This is a genomic window from Neglectibacter sp. CSJ-5 (assembly GCF_032490475.1).
Classification (GTDB): domain Bacteria; phylum Bacillota; class Clostridia; order Oscillospirales; family Acutalibacteraceae; genus Hominenteromicrobium; species Hominenteromicrobium mulieris.
Genome location: NZ_JAVYJC010000002.1, coordinates 430,351 through 443,879, shown reverse-complemented (window position 1 = coordinate 443,879; position 13,529 = coordinate 430,351). Strand labels below are relative to the sequence as shown.

The following is a 13,529-nucleotide window of genomic DNA, read 5'->3' as shown; positions in this document are numbered from 1 at the left end:
GCTCACAGCTCTGCTTTAATGCGGCTCATCGCGCCTTTTTCCAAGCGTGAGACCTGTGCCTGCGAGATGCCAATTTCCCCGGCGACTTCGGTCTGTGTTTTGCCGTCGATGAACCGCATGGAAAGAATTTTTCGCTCGCGGTCGGTCAGATCGCGAATCGCCTCGCGCATGGCAATTTCCTCCAGCCAGTCGCCGTCCGTCGTGCCGCCTTTCACCTGATCCATAATATAAATGGTGTCGCCGCCGTCGGAAAACACCGGCTCGTAAAGAGACACCGGCTCCACGATGGATTCGAGCGCGATGACGATGTCTTCGGGCGGCAACTCCATGCGCTTTGCGATTTCCGTGATGTTCGGCTCTTTACCGTTTTCGTTCGTCAGCTGCTCTTTGATCTGCATGGCGCGGTACGCCGTGTCACGCATGGAACGGCTGACGCGCACGGCGTTGTTGTCACGCAGAAAGCGTTTCACTTCGCCGGAGATCATCGGCACGCCGTAGGTGGAGAACATTACCTCGTGACTTGGATCGAAATTATCGATGGCCTTGATGAGCCCGATGCAGCCCACCTGAAAGAGGTCGTCCGGGTTTTCACCACGGCTCGTAAAGCGCTGGATGACGCTGAGCACCAAACGTAAATTGCCGCAGATCAGCTTATCACGCGCATCTTTATCGCCGTGATGGCTGCGGTCTAAAAGCTCGCGCATCTCGTCATTTTTCAGGGTTTGCAGCTTTGCCGTGTTCACTCCGCAAATTTCCACTTTGCTCTGCGCATACGCATACATAAAAGCACCTCCACAATTTGCAATTTTTGCGGCGCTTGCAAACAGGAGTATGGGCGGTTTTAAGCGGTATAATCAGCTTTAATCAGTTTTGTATGATTTTCGCATAGAAAAATCTGCTCAAAATTAAAAAAAAGTGGACATTTCGCGAGCGACATGGTATGATTGGGTCATAAGATACGAAGCAGCGGTGTTCCATGTACGAATGGCTAAAATTATGTAAACTTAAAGCGTGTACAAAAGGCGAACAATGGGTCTTTCACTGTTCGTCTTTTGTGTGTTGTGCTTAATCTGTCAGAGCGATGATGCGACCAAGTTCGGCAGAAGTTCTGTGCGAGATGGAAATGACGGTGCGGTTTTCCGCTACGCGTTTCAAAGCGGAAAGCACGGCGCGTTCGGTCTCGGCGTCAAGATTCGCGGTGATCTCATCGAACAGCAGCATGCTCGGTACGGCTGCTGCGGCTCTTGCGATGGACAAAAGCTGCCATTGACCCTGCGAGAACAGATCATCGGTACAACGCGTGTCGTAGCCTTTTTCCATGCTTTCAATCGTATCCTTGAGCCCGGTGAGCTCCGCCGCAGTGTGCACGGCTTCGTCGCTGATTGTGCTGTCATATAGCGTGATCTGGTCGCGCACGGTGCCCGGCACCATGTGGAACGTCTGCTCCACGCAGCCGAACAGACGGCGGCGTTCATCATCGCGGATATCGGCCGCCGGCACGCCGTGAATGAGCACTTCGCCGCTCTGCGGCTTATAAAGGCCGAGAAGAAGCTTGAAGATGGTACTCTTGCCGGCGCCGGTGCGGCCGGTCAGCGTGACCTGATCGCCGTCCATGACTTTAAAGCTTAAGTGATCCAGCACCACGCGCTTATCGTAGCCGAACGTGACATCGCGGAACTCGACAAACGGCACGCTTCCCCTTCTTGCGGTGATGGTCTTCGGCTCATGTGTCGGTACGGTATCGGGATTTTCTTCCAGCGCGAAGAACTCGTTGATGCGGTGGATGCCCGCCAACGCGGACTGGATGGTCTGAATCTCCATGCCAAGGCTTTCAACCGGTGTGAAGATCTGCGAAATATAGTTGATAACGGCAACAGCCGTACCGGCGGACATACCGAACAACGTCAGCACGGTGGTGTTGCCGGAAGCGGAAAGCAGCATGACGACGGCGACGACCACTGCGTTCGTAATGAGGATAACGGGGGAGTAGACGGCATCATAGAAGTTCGTCTTTTCCATAGCGCGGTAGCTCTCATTGATGTACGTGTCATAGCGCTTTTCCATGTACTTCTCTTTGCCGAGGCAGTGAATGGTGCGGATGTTGTGCAGTGTTTCCGGCACGTGGCCCGAAGCGCGGCCCACGGCCTTGCGGTTTTCAATCTGCGCTGCCAGTATTTTTTTCTGCACGTGGCGCGTGAAGCAGAACAGGAACGGCAGCAAAACGAGCAATACGATTGCCAGACCGCGGTTTTGGAACCAGATAACGACCAGAATACTGATGATTCTGCACGCATCGGCGAACATACTGATGATGCCGGAGGAGAATAGGGTTTCAACGGTATCGACATCGCCGACAAAGCGGGAAACGAGCGTGCCGGGCTCCTGTTTTGTCATGTTGTCGGCGGTAAGGTGTGTAAATTTGTCCATTAAGCTGCTGCGTAGCGCGTGGGTGATTTTCTGGCCGAACACCACGAGCAGGCTTTCACGCGCGGATTCTGTGAACCCGGTGAGCGCCAGCATGGCGAAATACAGTAGGATACGTGCGAATGCAGCGTCGGTTCCGGCTGTGATGGAGTCTACGATGTTGGCTAAGATCAGCGGCGGGATAAGTGCGAACACAACAGCGCCGATAACGGCCAAAACAATGCCGAGGGAAAGGTCTTTTTGCTTTTTTACGGTGTCAAAGATCACCGTTCTCACTTGTTTTTTGCGCGTCATGTTCGGCACCTCCGTTCTCTGTGGTATGGACTTGCGATGTATACAGGTTTTCGTATTCGGGGACGATTTTCAGCAGCTCTTCGTGTGTGCCGGTCACGGCCTTGCCGTTTTCCATCCAGATCACGCCGTCCATCTCCGGGAAAAGGTATAACCTGTGCGAAATCAAAAGCACGATGCTGTCTTTTGCGAGCGTTTGCAAATTGACGAACGCCTGTTTTTCCGTGTTCTTATCGAGCGCGGAGAACGGATCGTCCAGAATGAGGATCGGCTTATCGTGGCACAGCGTGCGGGCAAACGCAAGGCGCTTTGCCTGACCGCCGGAAAGGTACGCGCCGCCGCTGCCGATGAGCGTATTTTTGCCGTCGGTCATTTCCGCGACCTCCTGCTTCATGCACGCAGCGTTTAAATACGTATCGCTGTTTTTGCTGTCGCCGAGCAGAACGTTGTTTTCCACGCTGTCGTTAAAGAGTTCCGGGTCGTGCCCAAGGTAGCCGACGATGCCCGTGCGCACGCTTTGCTCCATGTTTTGCAGCTCTGCGCCGTCCACCGTGATGTGGCCTTCGTACGGATATTCGCACAAAAACGCCTTGCCGAGCGTTGATTTGCCGCATGCGACTGCGCCGGTGATGCCGATGATCTGGCCCTTTTTCGCCGAGAACGAAATATCGTCGAGAATTTTCTTGCCGTCCGGGTATGTAAAGCTCAGGTGCTTGACCTTGAGCGCCGCAACGGGCGTTTTCTTTACTTTGACTTCATCGGTCTCGTTTTCCTCTTCCTGCGGTAGCAGGGGCGTGATGCGGTTCCAAGAGACCTGCGCCTTGTGCACCGCGTTAAAGAGCTTTGCGGCGCTGGAGGATTTTACGGAAAGCTTTACAAAGCATACAAGGAACGTTGTAAACGAAGCAATACTCCATGCTTGCCAGCCGGTACCAAGCACATTCTTCTGACCGAAATACAAAATGAAGAACACGCCCGCCATAGAGATGATGCGGTAGATCGGCGGCATGGCGGCGTTCCAGATGTTCGCTTTCACGGCTGCTTTTTCATAGCTCGTCAGGTTTTTTTCGTATACAGCCTGACGCTTTTTTTCAAGACCGAAAACGCGGTAGGTCATGGCGTTTTCTGCACGGTCCAGAGTAGCGGTGCTCAGCCGGCCGGATTGCTCCTTGTACGCCGCGCCGGCTTTTTGAATGACTTTTTTCATCTTTTCCGCCGTAACATACGAGATCGGCGGGAAAAGCATGCACAAAATAGTCAAACGCCAATCATACCACAGCAGCATGCAGAGGTATGCTGTCAGCGCCACGCCGGTGTCGAAAATCTCGGTCGTGAATTTGCGCATGCCCTCCACGCAGTCGTCTACGTCAAGAATGGCCTTCGTCATGATATTGCCTTCGCCTTCTTCGCGCAAACTTGCACGGCTTTTTTTCACAAGGCTGCCGTACAAAGTTTCTTTCATGCGCCGATTCACATTGTTTGCAAAGCGGCGTACGTAAAAGCGCTTCACGTAGCGTGAGATCTGCACGACCGCCGTGACGACCGCAAAGCTGATGACGAGCATCAGCATGCCGGAAAACTGTCCGGTGCCGTTTAAAATCTCTACAAGGTACCCGGTCATCGTGCCCTCAAACCACGGCCCGGTCAAAAGACCGATGTTGTAGATCAGGCCGGAGACTGTGACAATCAGCAGTGCTCTCCACTCTGCTTTAAAGTAAGAGAGGACACGATTCGATTGAAACTCCGCAGACTTCCTATTTGTCTTCATTCTGAGCCTCTTTCTCTTTTACGCGCTGCGCGACATGCAGAAAACCTGCGCGGCGTTCTTCCTTGGATTTTAAATAGAGGGTGTTCAGTGTTTTGCAGAACACCTCTTTTTCGTCGTCAGGCAGGCCGTCGAGCAGCCACTCGTAAAACGAACCCTCAATTTCCGCCTTGGAGTTGCGGAGCGCTTCGGCTTTTTCAGTGGGGTAGAGCAGCTGACTTCTGCCGTCCAGAGGATTCGGCTCGCGGGTGAGGTAGCCCTTTTCCTCCAGCCGCGCCACGCGACGCGCCGTTGCGCCCTTGTCGATCCTCAGCGCTTCCCACATTTCTTTTTGTGTTGTACCGGGGTTATGCCGTACAAAGTGGATCACATCCATTTCCGCTGTGCCTATGCCGTCTTCTTTCATCGTCTGCACCGTAAACCGATTTGCTTCACGGGCGATCTTGGTTATCTGGCGCTCTGTGTTGTCCATAGAGCTGTGCCTCCGTTAAAAGTGTTTAGTTGTATGTTCAACTAAAATAGAGGATAGCACAACTAAAACGCACTGTCAACTACATAAAGTAAATAAAACTTCTTGAAAGTTAGTATCATCTAACTCTTTTGCTGTAACGAAAGGCGAGCAGCCGGAGATTTCCGCTGTTCGCCCTTTGTGTTATTCGTCTTCTTTTGATTCTTCTTTCAGTTCTTCCGTGCGGGTGTTGTAGATCTCGGTGAACGTGTGTGTCACACCGCGTGATTTATATCCGACCATTGTGTCGAGACAAACAGAATGGATGCTGTTGAAAATACTTTTCTCTATATTTGGATTATCGTGTTTTAAGCGGCGCAATAAAAGCTTTGTTTCCTGCCGCTTAGAGACGCTTACGTCATTGTCACACGTTGCGCAGTTTTCCGTAAAGCGGCATGCACACTGGATAAACTCCAAATCGTTGTATCTTTTCCATGATAAAATGTCGTCTTCGTGGATGCAATACATGGGGCGAATGAGCTCCATACCTTCAAAATTCTGGCTGTGCAGCTTTGGCGGCATCGCCTGTAATTGCGCACCGTAAAACATGCTCATCACAGTGGTTTCCACAACGTCACTGAAATGATGTCCAAGTGCGATCTTGTTGCAGCCGAGCGACTTCGCTTTGCTGTATAAGTGTCCGCGTCGCATTTTTGCACACAAATAGCACGGATTCTTTTCGGTGTTGTTTGCCACAGAAAAAATATCGGTCTCAAAAATCGTGATCGGAATGTGCAGTAATGCCGCATTGCTTTCGATTTTCTTGCGGTTCAGTTCATTGTAGCCCGGGTCCATCACAAGGTACACAAGCTCAAACGGAACTTCGCTGTATTTTTGCAACTCCTGCAAAAGCTTTGCCATCAGCATAGAATCCTTGCCGCCGGAGATGCATACCGCAATCTTGTCGTTTTCCTGAATGAGCTCGTAACGCTTTACTGCAGCGATGAACGGCACCCAGATTGACTTGCGGAATTTCTTTTGTATACTGCGCTCAACGCGCTGGTAGGGTTCAAGTTCTCTTTCCATTTTATGTAAACTCCAAATATAGCTTGTCGAAGATCCTCTCAAATTCATCGAGTTCATCCTCGGTCATCGGATGGCTTAAACTGATGCGCCAAGAGTTCAGCGCATTTTTACGGTCGCGGCTCACGGCATATACCGCGCGGGAGGGGGGGTCTACGGAGCAGGCGCATTTGCGGCGTAATCCAAGTAGATTATGCGCCGATGCCGCGGCCTTTGAAGCCGGTCAGATCTTTGATGACTTCGCCCGCGATGATGAGTCCCACAACGGATGGCACAAAAGCGTTGCTGCCCGGCACCTGGCGGCGCTGCGTGCACTTTCTCTCGGTGCCCGGCGGGCAGATGCAGTGCGTGCGGCAGCTTATGGCCATGTCGTCCACGGGTGTGATGGGCAGCTCTTTGGAGTAAACCACTTTCAGCTTGCGCACGCCGCGTTTTTTCAGCTCGTTGCGCATAACCTTCGCCAGCGGACAAACGGAGGTCTTGTATAGGTCTGTCACTTCAAACGCGGTCGGGTCTACCTTGTTGCCGGCACCCATGGAGCAGATGATCGGCGTTTTCGCCGCTTTTGCGTTCATCACAAGCGCAATCTTGCCTGTCACCGTGTCAATGGCGTCCACAATATAATCGTAGTGTTTAAAATCAAACTGGTCGGCCGTTTCGGGCGTGTAGAAAGTCTTGTATGTGCGCACCACGGCGTCCGGGTTGATGTCTTTAATGCGCTCGGCCGCAACATCCACCTTGTACTGACCGACCGTCTTGCGCGTCGCGTAGATTTGGCGGTTGATGTTTGTCAGGCAGACCTTGTCGTCGTCGATGAGGTCGAGCGAGCCCACACCGCTGCGCGCAAGCGCCTCTACCGTGTAGCCGCCCACGCCGCCGATGCCGAAAACGGCTACGCGCGCATCCTTCAGCATCTCCATGGCATCACGGCCATAGATTAGCTCCGTTCTGGAAAATTGGTTCAACATATTTCTTCGCTCCTTAGCGTTTGTCTTTATATCGCCTATAAATTCAGTATGCTTTGTAAAGTATACAAAACTTAAACGGGAAAGTCAAGATAATACCGATTATACCGCATCTGCCGTTTCCATGCAATACCGCTTCCTTTTTTAGAACGGGTGTGCTATACTGTAAACCCAAGATCAAAAGAGTGGAAAAAGGGGATAGTATGGAACAAAACGAAATTTACGCTGCGCTGCCGGGAGTTTTGCTGCCGTGGTACGAGAAAAACGCGCGCGACCTGCCTTGGCGGCACACGAAGGAGCCGTACCGTGTGTGGGTTTCGGAGATCATGCTCCAGCAAACGCGTGTGGAAGCCGTCATCGGGTATTACGAGCGCTTTATGGAAGCGTTCCCCACGGTACAGGCACTTGCAGAAGCCGACGAAGCCCGCGTGTTAAAGCTCTGGGAAGGACTCGGCTATTACTCCCGCGCACGAAATTTGCAGAAAACGGCAAAGCTCCTCACCGAAACGCAAAACGGCACTTTTCCCGATACCGCCGAAGCGCTCGAAAAGCTACCGGGTATCGGCGCATATACGGCGGGCGCAGTGGCGTCCATTTGCTTTGAGCAGCCCGCGGCGGCTGTGGATGGCAACGTGCTGCGCATAATCATGCGCATGACGGCGGACGACCGCCCGATCGACCTGCCGCAGGTAAAAAAAGAGATAGGGGAGGCGCTTTGCAAGGTCTACCCGAAAAGGCACTGCGGCGCGTTCACGCAGGCGCTCATGGAGCTCGGCGCGTGTGTCTGTACGCCGAAAAGCCCCAAGTGCGAAGTCTGCCCCACGCAGAGCTTTTGCCGTGCATATAAAGCCGGAAACGTCACAAAATACCCCGTAAAACGTCCGAAAGCCGCAAAGAAAACAGAAGAGCGTACCGTGCTTTTGCTCGAATGCAATGGCAGATTCGCCGTGGAAAAGCGAAGCGAAACGGGTTTGCTCGCCGGGTTATGGCAGTTTCCGAACGTACCTCAAAAGCTCGATGCCCAAACCGCCGTACAAACAGCGCAGAGCTTTCACACCGACCCGAAGGAGCTGATGCTCGAAACACACAAGACGCACATTTTTACACATATTCGCTGGGAGATGACTGGCTATGTGATCCGCTGCAACGCGATGTCCGAAGCGTTTACATGGGCAAGCCTTGCGGAGCTTGAGCGCGATTTCGCATTGCCTACCGCTTTTCGGCGATTTTCAGACGAGCTGAAAACACTATAAATAAGCAGCAAACAGCCCGCAGCAGGAAAACCCAAGCTGCGGGCTGTGCTTTTATGCGATTTTAGTCGTCCAAAATGCCGTGCATCGGGTTGTTTTTCATCGGCGCGGTGCGCGTGTAATGCGTCGTCAGCGGGATGAATTTGCCCTCGCGACTGGATTTTTCAAAGCTCGTCAAGATCTCCAGCACATGATACTGCTGCTGGCAGTTCGCGCGGAAATCGCGGCCGGTGCGCAGCGCCTTGCACATGTCGCTGAGGCCGAGCGCACGGGAGTTCACGTTGTAGTCGAACAGCAGAGGAATCTCCTTGTAGCCGGCGTAAGCGGGCAGATTGCCTGTGCGCAGACCGGGATCGGAGTGCGTTGCTGCCACGTCTTCGGGGCGCATCAAAAGTACCGGGCCGCCGAACGTGTTCGGATCCGGCACAATCATCGTGCCCTTCGTGCCGTATATTTCAAAGCGTGCGTAGTTCTGCGAAGGATAGTACACGTCAAACGTCGTGAACACCTGCGCAATGGCGCCGTTCGCGAACGTGATGTTGCCGGTGAGGTACGTATCGGCCTCCACGTCGATCTTTTCGCCGTAGTGCGGCTCGGAGGTGATCAGACGCTCTTTAAACGACTTTTTCGTCACAGCCGTTACACCGACTGCTTCGCCGATGAGCTGCACGAGCGCCGTCACGTAATACGGGCCCATGTCCATCATTGGACCGCCGCCTCTTTTATAGAGGAAATCCGGGTCCGGGTGCCATGTCTCGGGGCCGTGCTGGATCATTGCGCATGTCGCACCGATGACATCGCCGATCAGCCCGTCATCAATAACCTTGCGTGCGGTCTGGATGCCTGCGCCCATGAACGTATCCGGCGCGCCGCCCATGAGGAGATTTTTCTCCTTTGCGAGCGCCATCAGCTTTGTGCCTTCCTCCATGTCCGCCGCAAGCGGCTTTTCGGAGAATACATGCTTGCCGTGCTCCAGCGCGGCTTTCGTCACGCCATAGTGCTCATACGGGCGGGTAAGGTTCAGAACAACCTCCACTTCGGGATCGTTGAACGCTTCATACATATCCTTATAAATTTTCGGCACGGGGGCTTTTGCGCCTGCTTCGATGTATTCCTTCACCGTTTGCACGCCTTTTTCCGCGCGCTCCGGGATGAGGTCGCATACGCCGACGAGCTCCACCTCTTTAAATACGTTCGTGATATTTTTAAGGTAAATGCCGCTGATGGCACCGACGCCGATCATTGCAACTTTGACCAAATTCAATTCCTCCCCGATAAAAGTAAATCGCCGCCACTCGGCAATTCACGCATCCATTTTCACGTATATTATACACGTTTCGCATAAAATAGCAAGATGTTTTACTTAAGTTTCGGGCAAATTTGCATGCAAGGCAAAAAGCGTCGGATTTTCTTGCTTTTTTGCATTTCCTGTGCTATACTGTACAGCGAAAACTGAATGAAAACAACAGGTGCCTTTCGTGTGCTTTTAAAAGCGCATAGAAAAGGGTAAAAGGGAAGCGGGTGCAAATCCCGCACGATCTCGTCACCGTGATAAGGGAGTTTGCCGCCATGGCGTTTTGCCGGTCACTGAGCATAGCTTGGGAAGGCGGCGGCAGATGACGATCTTTCAGCCGGGAAACCTGCCTGTGTGTTGGTACGGGAGTGTCGCACTCCAAATCACGAGGAATTGGTTGTACCGAAAATGCTCTGACTATACGCCGGGGTCTTTTTGTGTTGCCGTTCTATACATTTTGTACGTTTCAGCAGCACAAAGGACCTCGGCTTTTCTCATGGGCTTTATGGTGTATTTGAAAGAAAATTCATATATACCTTAGTTTCCTGTACCGTTCTTTCAGCGAAAATACGATAAGGACCGATATTGACCACGGAAAGGAAGCACAACCCATGAGTAAGCTTACATGGAAAAAGACCGCCGCACTGGTAATGACAGTTACAATGCTTACGACCGCTGCCGCAGGCTGCGGTAATAACGCGTCTTCGAGCGCATCTTCTGAGGAGAGCAGCACTTCTTCCACAGTTGAAAGCCGCGAAAGCTCCGCAGAGGAAAGCAGCGCGGCGAGCGCAACCGAGGAGGAAACAGACGAAATGGCAGCGAAGAATGTTGCGGATCTCATCGATGCAATCTATGTGCAGGAGCGCAATGACAATACCGATGAAGAATGCAAAGCAGCAAGAGAAGCTTGGGACGCGCTGACCGATGCGCAGAAGGAGATTGTGGAAGGCGATAACGCCGACCCGGATTACTTCGGCCGCGATACGGGCGACGCTGCAAAAGACGACCCGCGCAACGAAGACGAAATCGGCGAAAACGAGCTGCTCGTTGTCAGTTTCGGTACGTCTTTCAACGACAGTCGCGTAAAGGATATCAAGGGCATTGAGGACGCTTTGCAGGAAGCCTACCCGGATTGGTCTGTCCGCCGCGCGTTCACCGCACAGATCATCATCAACCACGTGCAGGCGCGCGACGATGAGAAGATCGATAACATGCAGCAGGCGCTTGATCGCGCTGTCGCAAACGGCGTCAAGAACCTCGTTGTGCAGCCGACGCATCTCATGCACGGCGCAGAGTACGACGAGATGAACGATATACTTGACCGGTATAAGGATAAGTTTGAGAGCATCGCCGTTGCAGAGCCGCTGCTCGGCGAAGTGGGCAACGATGCGACGGTTATCAACGCGGATAAGGAAGCTGTTGCAAAGGCCATCACAGCTGAAGCTGTGAAAACCGCCGGTTATGATGACGTCGCTGCCGCTGCAGAAGACGGTACCGCATTTGTTTTTATGGGCCACGGTACGGCGCATGTTGCAAAGGTCAGCTACAGCCAGATGCAGACCACCATGGAAACACTCGGCTACACGAACGTATTCATCGGCACCGTTGAGGGTGAGCCGGAAGACACCTCCTGCGAAGCCGTTATCGAAAAGGTAAAGGAAGCAGGCTTTACGAAGGTTGTGCTCCGCCCGCTGATGGTCGTTGCAGGTGACCATGCCAACAACGATATGGCTGGCGACGATGAGGATTCCTGGTTGAGCCAGTTCAAGGCTGCGGACTGCTTCGACAGCGTTGATACGCAGATTGCGGGTCTCGGTGAGATTGGGGATATTCAGCAGATCTACATCGACCACGCGCAGGCAGCGATTGATTCCTTGAATGGCTAATCCGTAAACACAGCGCCCGGAGAGAATCGCTCTTCGGGCGCTTATGTTTATAGATTGTTTTTAAAATAAAGAAGAGGTATAACAAAATGAAAAAGAAGCAGATTACAGCCCTTTTGCTCTCAGCGCTCCTGACCTTCGGGTGCAGCGCGTGCGCAGGCAATATGAATGAAAGCAGTGCGTCTTCCGAAACTTCCGTTTCAAGCGCAGAGCCTACCCCCACCGAAGAGCCGGACGTTGTGCCGGAAGACGGCGTGTACACGGCAGAGTTCAAAACGGACAGCTCTATGTTTCAGGCGAACGAAGCTTGCGAGGGCATGGGTACGCTGACAGTTGAAAACGGCGAGATGACGTTCCATGTCAGCCTGCGTTCTAAGAAGATCTTAAATCTGTACCTCGGTACGGCAGAGGACGCAAAGCAGAACGAAAGCGAATGGCTTCAGCCGACCACCGATACCGTCACCTATAAAGACGGCACATCGGAAGAAGTTTACGGCTTTGACATTCCGCTGAAAAGCGTCGATAAAGATTTTGACCTTGCGCTCATCGGCACGAAGGGCACGTGGTACGACCACAAGGTCAGCGTGCGTGACCCGCAGCCGATCGTTGAGGACACCGCAAGCGACGCAGAGACCGAAGTGCCGGAGGACGGCACGTATACGTGCAACGTCACGCTTGAGGGCGGTTCCGGCCGTGCAACAATCGAGAGCCCCACGGAGCTCACCGTTGCGGACGGCAAAATGACCGCGAAGATCACATGGAGCAGCCCAAACTACGATTATATGATCGTGGACGGCGAAAAGTATCTGCCCGTCAATACCGAAGGCAACTCCGTGTTTGAAATTCCCGTCGCCGCACTCGATACCGCACTCGCCGTTACGGCAGATACCACGGCCATGAGCACTCCGCACGAGATCGAATACACCCTGACGTTTGACAGCGCGTCTCTTACCGCATGAGACGGCTTACAGCGCTTTTAGCGGCGCTTTTGCTTCTGGCTTTCACGGGCTGCGCAGCAAACCCGGCACAGCCTGAGAGTACATCAAGCCCAGCGCAGGCCGATGAAACGCAAGCAGATTTTCAAGTCGAAAGCGCCTATCCGCTCGAATACGCGAAAGAGTTCACCGTGGACGAGTGCACCGGCGGTACAAGGCTCATCACCATTCAGAATTCCCGCTACCTCGTCGTGCCGGAAAACAGTACCGTGCCGAACGGTCTTTCGGAAGACATCACTGTTTTGCAGAAACCGCTTGAAAATGTCTATCTCGTCTCCACGTCTGCGATGGACCCGATCCTGAAGCTCGATGCACGAAGCGCCGTCACGCTTTCCGGCACAAGCGCCGAAAACTGGTATCTGCCGGAAGCGAAAGAAGCCATGGAAAACGGTGAAATTTCCTACGCGGGTAAGTACAGCGCGCCGGATTACGAGCGCATCGTGTCTGCAAACTGCGGCCTCGCGATTGAAAACACAATGATCTACCACACGCCGGAAGTAAAAGAGCAGCTTGAAAAGTTTGGCATTCCTGTGCTTGTTGAGCGCTCCAGCTATGAATCCGACCCCTTGGCACGCATGGAGTGGGTGAAGCTCTATGGCATTTTATTTGATAAAGAGGCAGAAGCCGAAACGTTCTTCAACGAGCAGGTTCAGCGCATCCGGCCGCTTTTGGGGCAGGATACCACAGGCAAAACGGCAGCGTTTTTCTCTGTGACGTCGAATAACCTCGTCACGGTGCGTAAATCGAACGATTACGTTGCGAAGATGATTGGCATGGCGGGCGGCGAATACGTTTTTTCCGATCTTTCCGATAACGGCAACAACCTCGCAACAATCAATCTTTCGCTTGAGGAGTTCTACGCCGGCGCGAAAGATGCAGATGTTTTAATCTACAACAGCACCATCGAGGGCAAGATTGAAACAACCGAGCAGCTCTTATCAAAATGTCCCATGCTGGCAGATTTCAAAGCCGTGCAGAACGGCAACGTCTGGTGTACCACGCAAAGCCTGTTTCAGGAAAGCATGGAGCTGCCCGATTTGATTTTGGACATGAACCGCGTGTTCACGGCGGAAAGCCCGAAGGCGGTCAACGAAGATGAACTGAAATTTCTGACACATGTAAGCTGAGGAA

Annotated in this window: 12 protein-coding genes and 1 riboswitch; of the genes, 4 read left to right on the top strand and 8 right to left on the bottom strand. The window is 52.9% G+C overall.

Annotated features, from left to right (window positions below):
* Positions 1 to 2 precede the first annotated feature (2 nt).
* The 7 genes from sigG to R2K26_RS06205 all read right to left on the bottom strand — a co-directional run bounded on the left by sigG (position 3) and on the right by R2K26_RS06205 (position 6,979).
* Complete coding sequence (sigG, locus tag R2K26_RS06235; RefSeq protein WP_176820275.1) at positions 3 to 782, bottom strand: RNA polymerase sporulation sigma factor SigG; 780 nt, start codon at positions 780 to 782, stop codon at positions 3 to 5.
* Between the two features lie 283 nt (positions 783 to 1,065).
* Positions 1,066 to 2,718 carry an ABC transporter ATP-binding protein gene (locus R2K26_RS06230; RefSeq protein ID WP_316519254.1) on the bottom strand — a complete coding sequence of 551 codons (1,653 nt, stop codon included), beginning with the start codon at positions 2,716 to 2,718 and terminating at the stop codon, positions 1,066 to 1,068.
* Positions 2,681 to 4,483, bottom strand: a complete 1,803-nt coding sequence (locus R2K26_RS06225) for an ABC transporter ATP-binding protein (protein WP_316519253.1) — start codon at positions 4,481 to 4,483, stop codon at positions 2,681 to 2,683. Before R2K26_RS06225 ends, R2K26_RS06230 begins: the two co-directional genes overlap by 38 nt.
* Positions 4,470 to 4,952, bottom strand: a complete 483-nt coding sequence (locus R2K26_RS06220; protein WP_316519252.1) for a MarR family transcriptional regulator — start codon at positions 4,950 to 4,952, stop codon at positions 4,470 to 4,472. The genes R2K26_RS06225 and R2K26_RS06220 overlap by 14 nt, the downstream gene beginning before the upstream one ends.
* A gap of 180 nt (positions 4,953 to 5,132) precedes the next feature.
* Positions 5,133 to 6,014, bottom strand: a complete 882-nt coding sequence (locus R2K26_RS06215) for an ATP-binding protein (protein WP_316519251.1) — start codon at positions 6,012 to 6,014, stop codon at positions 5,133 to 5,135.
* Position 6,015: 1 nt separating this feature from the next.
* The gene (locus R2K26_RS06210) at positions 6,016 to 6,138 is read right to left on the bottom strand and encodes a hypothetical protein (protein ID WP_396897225.1); all 123 of its coding nucleotides are present in this window, start codon (positions 6,136 to 6,138) and stop codon (positions 6,016 to 6,018) included.
* Positions 6,139 to 6,202: 64 nt separating this feature from the next.
* On the bottom strand, positions 6,203 to 6,979 hold the full coding sequence (locus R2K26_RS06205) for a tRNA threonylcarbamoyladenosine dehydratase (RefSeq protein ID WP_308450046.1): 777 nt from the start codon (positions 6,977 to 6,979) through the stop codon (positions 6,203 to 6,205).
* A gap of 200 nt (positions 6,980 to 7,179) precedes the next feature.
* Here R2K26_RS06205 and mutY point away from each other — a divergent pair, with 200 nt between their 5' ends.
* The gene (gene mutY / locus R2K26_RS06200) at positions 7,180 to 8,229 is read left to right on the top strand and encodes an A/G-specific adenine glycosylase (RefSeq protein ID WP_316519250.1); all 1,050 of its coding nucleotides are present in this window, start codon (positions 7,180 to 7,182) and stop codon (positions 8,227 to 8,229) included.
* Between the two features lie 61 nt (positions 8,230 to 8,290).
* On the opposite strand, the gene R2K26_RS06195 is transcribed toward mutY, so the two are convergent.
* Positions 8,291 to 9,484, bottom strand: coding sequence for a Gfo/Idh/MocA family oxidoreductase (locus R2K26_RS06195; protein ID WP_316519249.1), 1,194 nt, complete (start codon positions 9,482 to 9,484; stop codon positions 8,291 to 8,293).
* A 192-nt stretch (positions 9,485 to 9,676) separates the two neighbouring features.
* A riboswitch (cobalamin riboswitch) is annotated at positions 9,677 to 9,889 on the top strand.
* A gap of 443 nt (positions 9,890 to 10,332) precedes the next feature.
* Between R2K26_RS06195 and R2K26_RS06190 the strand changes: the two genes are divergently transcribed.
* From R2K26_RS06190 to R2K26_RS06180, 3 genes are all read left to right on the top strand, one after another.
* The gene (locus R2K26_RS06190) at positions 10,333 to 11,406 is read left to right on the top strand and encodes a sirohydrochlorin cobaltochelatase (protein ID WP_396897228.1); all 1,074 of its coding nucleotides are present in this window, start codon (positions 10,333 to 10,335) and stop codon (positions 11,404 to 11,406) included.
* Positions 11,407 to 11,492: 86 nt separating this feature from the next.
* On the top strand, positions 11,493 to 12,362 hold the full coding sequence (locus tag R2K26_RS06185; RefSeq protein WP_316519247.1) for an iron transporter: 870 nt from the start codon (positions 11,493 to 11,495) through the stop codon (positions 12,360 to 12,362).
* The gene (locus R2K26_RS06180) at positions 12,359 to 13,525 is read left to right on the top strand and encodes an ABC transporter substrate-binding protein (protein WP_316519246.1); all 1,167 of its coding nucleotides are present in this window, start codon (positions 12,359 to 12,361) and stop codon (positions 13,523 to 13,525) included. Before R2K26_RS06185 ends, R2K26_RS06180 begins: the two co-directional genes overlap by 4 nt.
* Positions 13,526 to 13,529 lie beyond the last annotated feature (4 nt).

Coding starts and splice junctions, on each gene's coding strand:
- sigG (WP_176820275.1), bottom strand. CDS start 782: ATGTATGCGTATGCGCAGAGCAAAGTGGAAATTTGCGGAGTGAACACG.
- R2K26_RS06230 (WP_316519254.1), bottom strand. CDS start 2,718: ATGACGCGCAAAAAACAAGTGAGAACGGTGATCTTTGACACCGTAAAA.
- R2K26_RS06225 (WP_316519253.1), bottom strand. CDS start 4,483: ATGAAGACAAATAGGAAGTCTGCGGAGTTTCAATCGAATCGTGTCCTC.
- R2K26_RS06220 (WP_316519252.1), bottom strand. CDS start 4,952: ATGGACAACACAGAGCGCCAGATAACCAAGATCGCCCGTGAAGCAAAT.
- R2K26_RS06215 (WP_316519251.1), bottom strand. CDS start 6,014: ATGGAAAGAGAACTTGAACCCTACCAGCGCGTTGAGCGCAGTATACAA.
- R2K26_RS06205 (WP_308450046.1), bottom strand. CDS start 6,979: ATGTTGAACCAATTTTCCAGAACGGAGCTAATCTATGGCCGTGATGCC.
- mutY (WP_316519250.1), top strand. CDS start 7,180: ATGGAACAAAACGAAATTTACGCTGCGCTGCCGGGAGTTTTGCTGCCG.
- R2K26_RS06190 (WP_396897228.1), top strand. CDS start 10,333: ATGGCAGCGAAGAATGTTGCGGATCTCATCGATGCAATCTATGTGCAG.
- R2K26_RS06185 (WP_316519247.1), top strand. CDS start 11,493: ATGAAAAAGAAGCAGATTACAGCCCTTTTGCTCTCAGCGCTCCTGACC.
- R2K26_RS06180 (WP_316519246.1), top strand. CDS start 12,359: ATGAGACGGCTTACAGCGCTTTTAGCGGCGCTTTTGCTTCTGGCTTTC.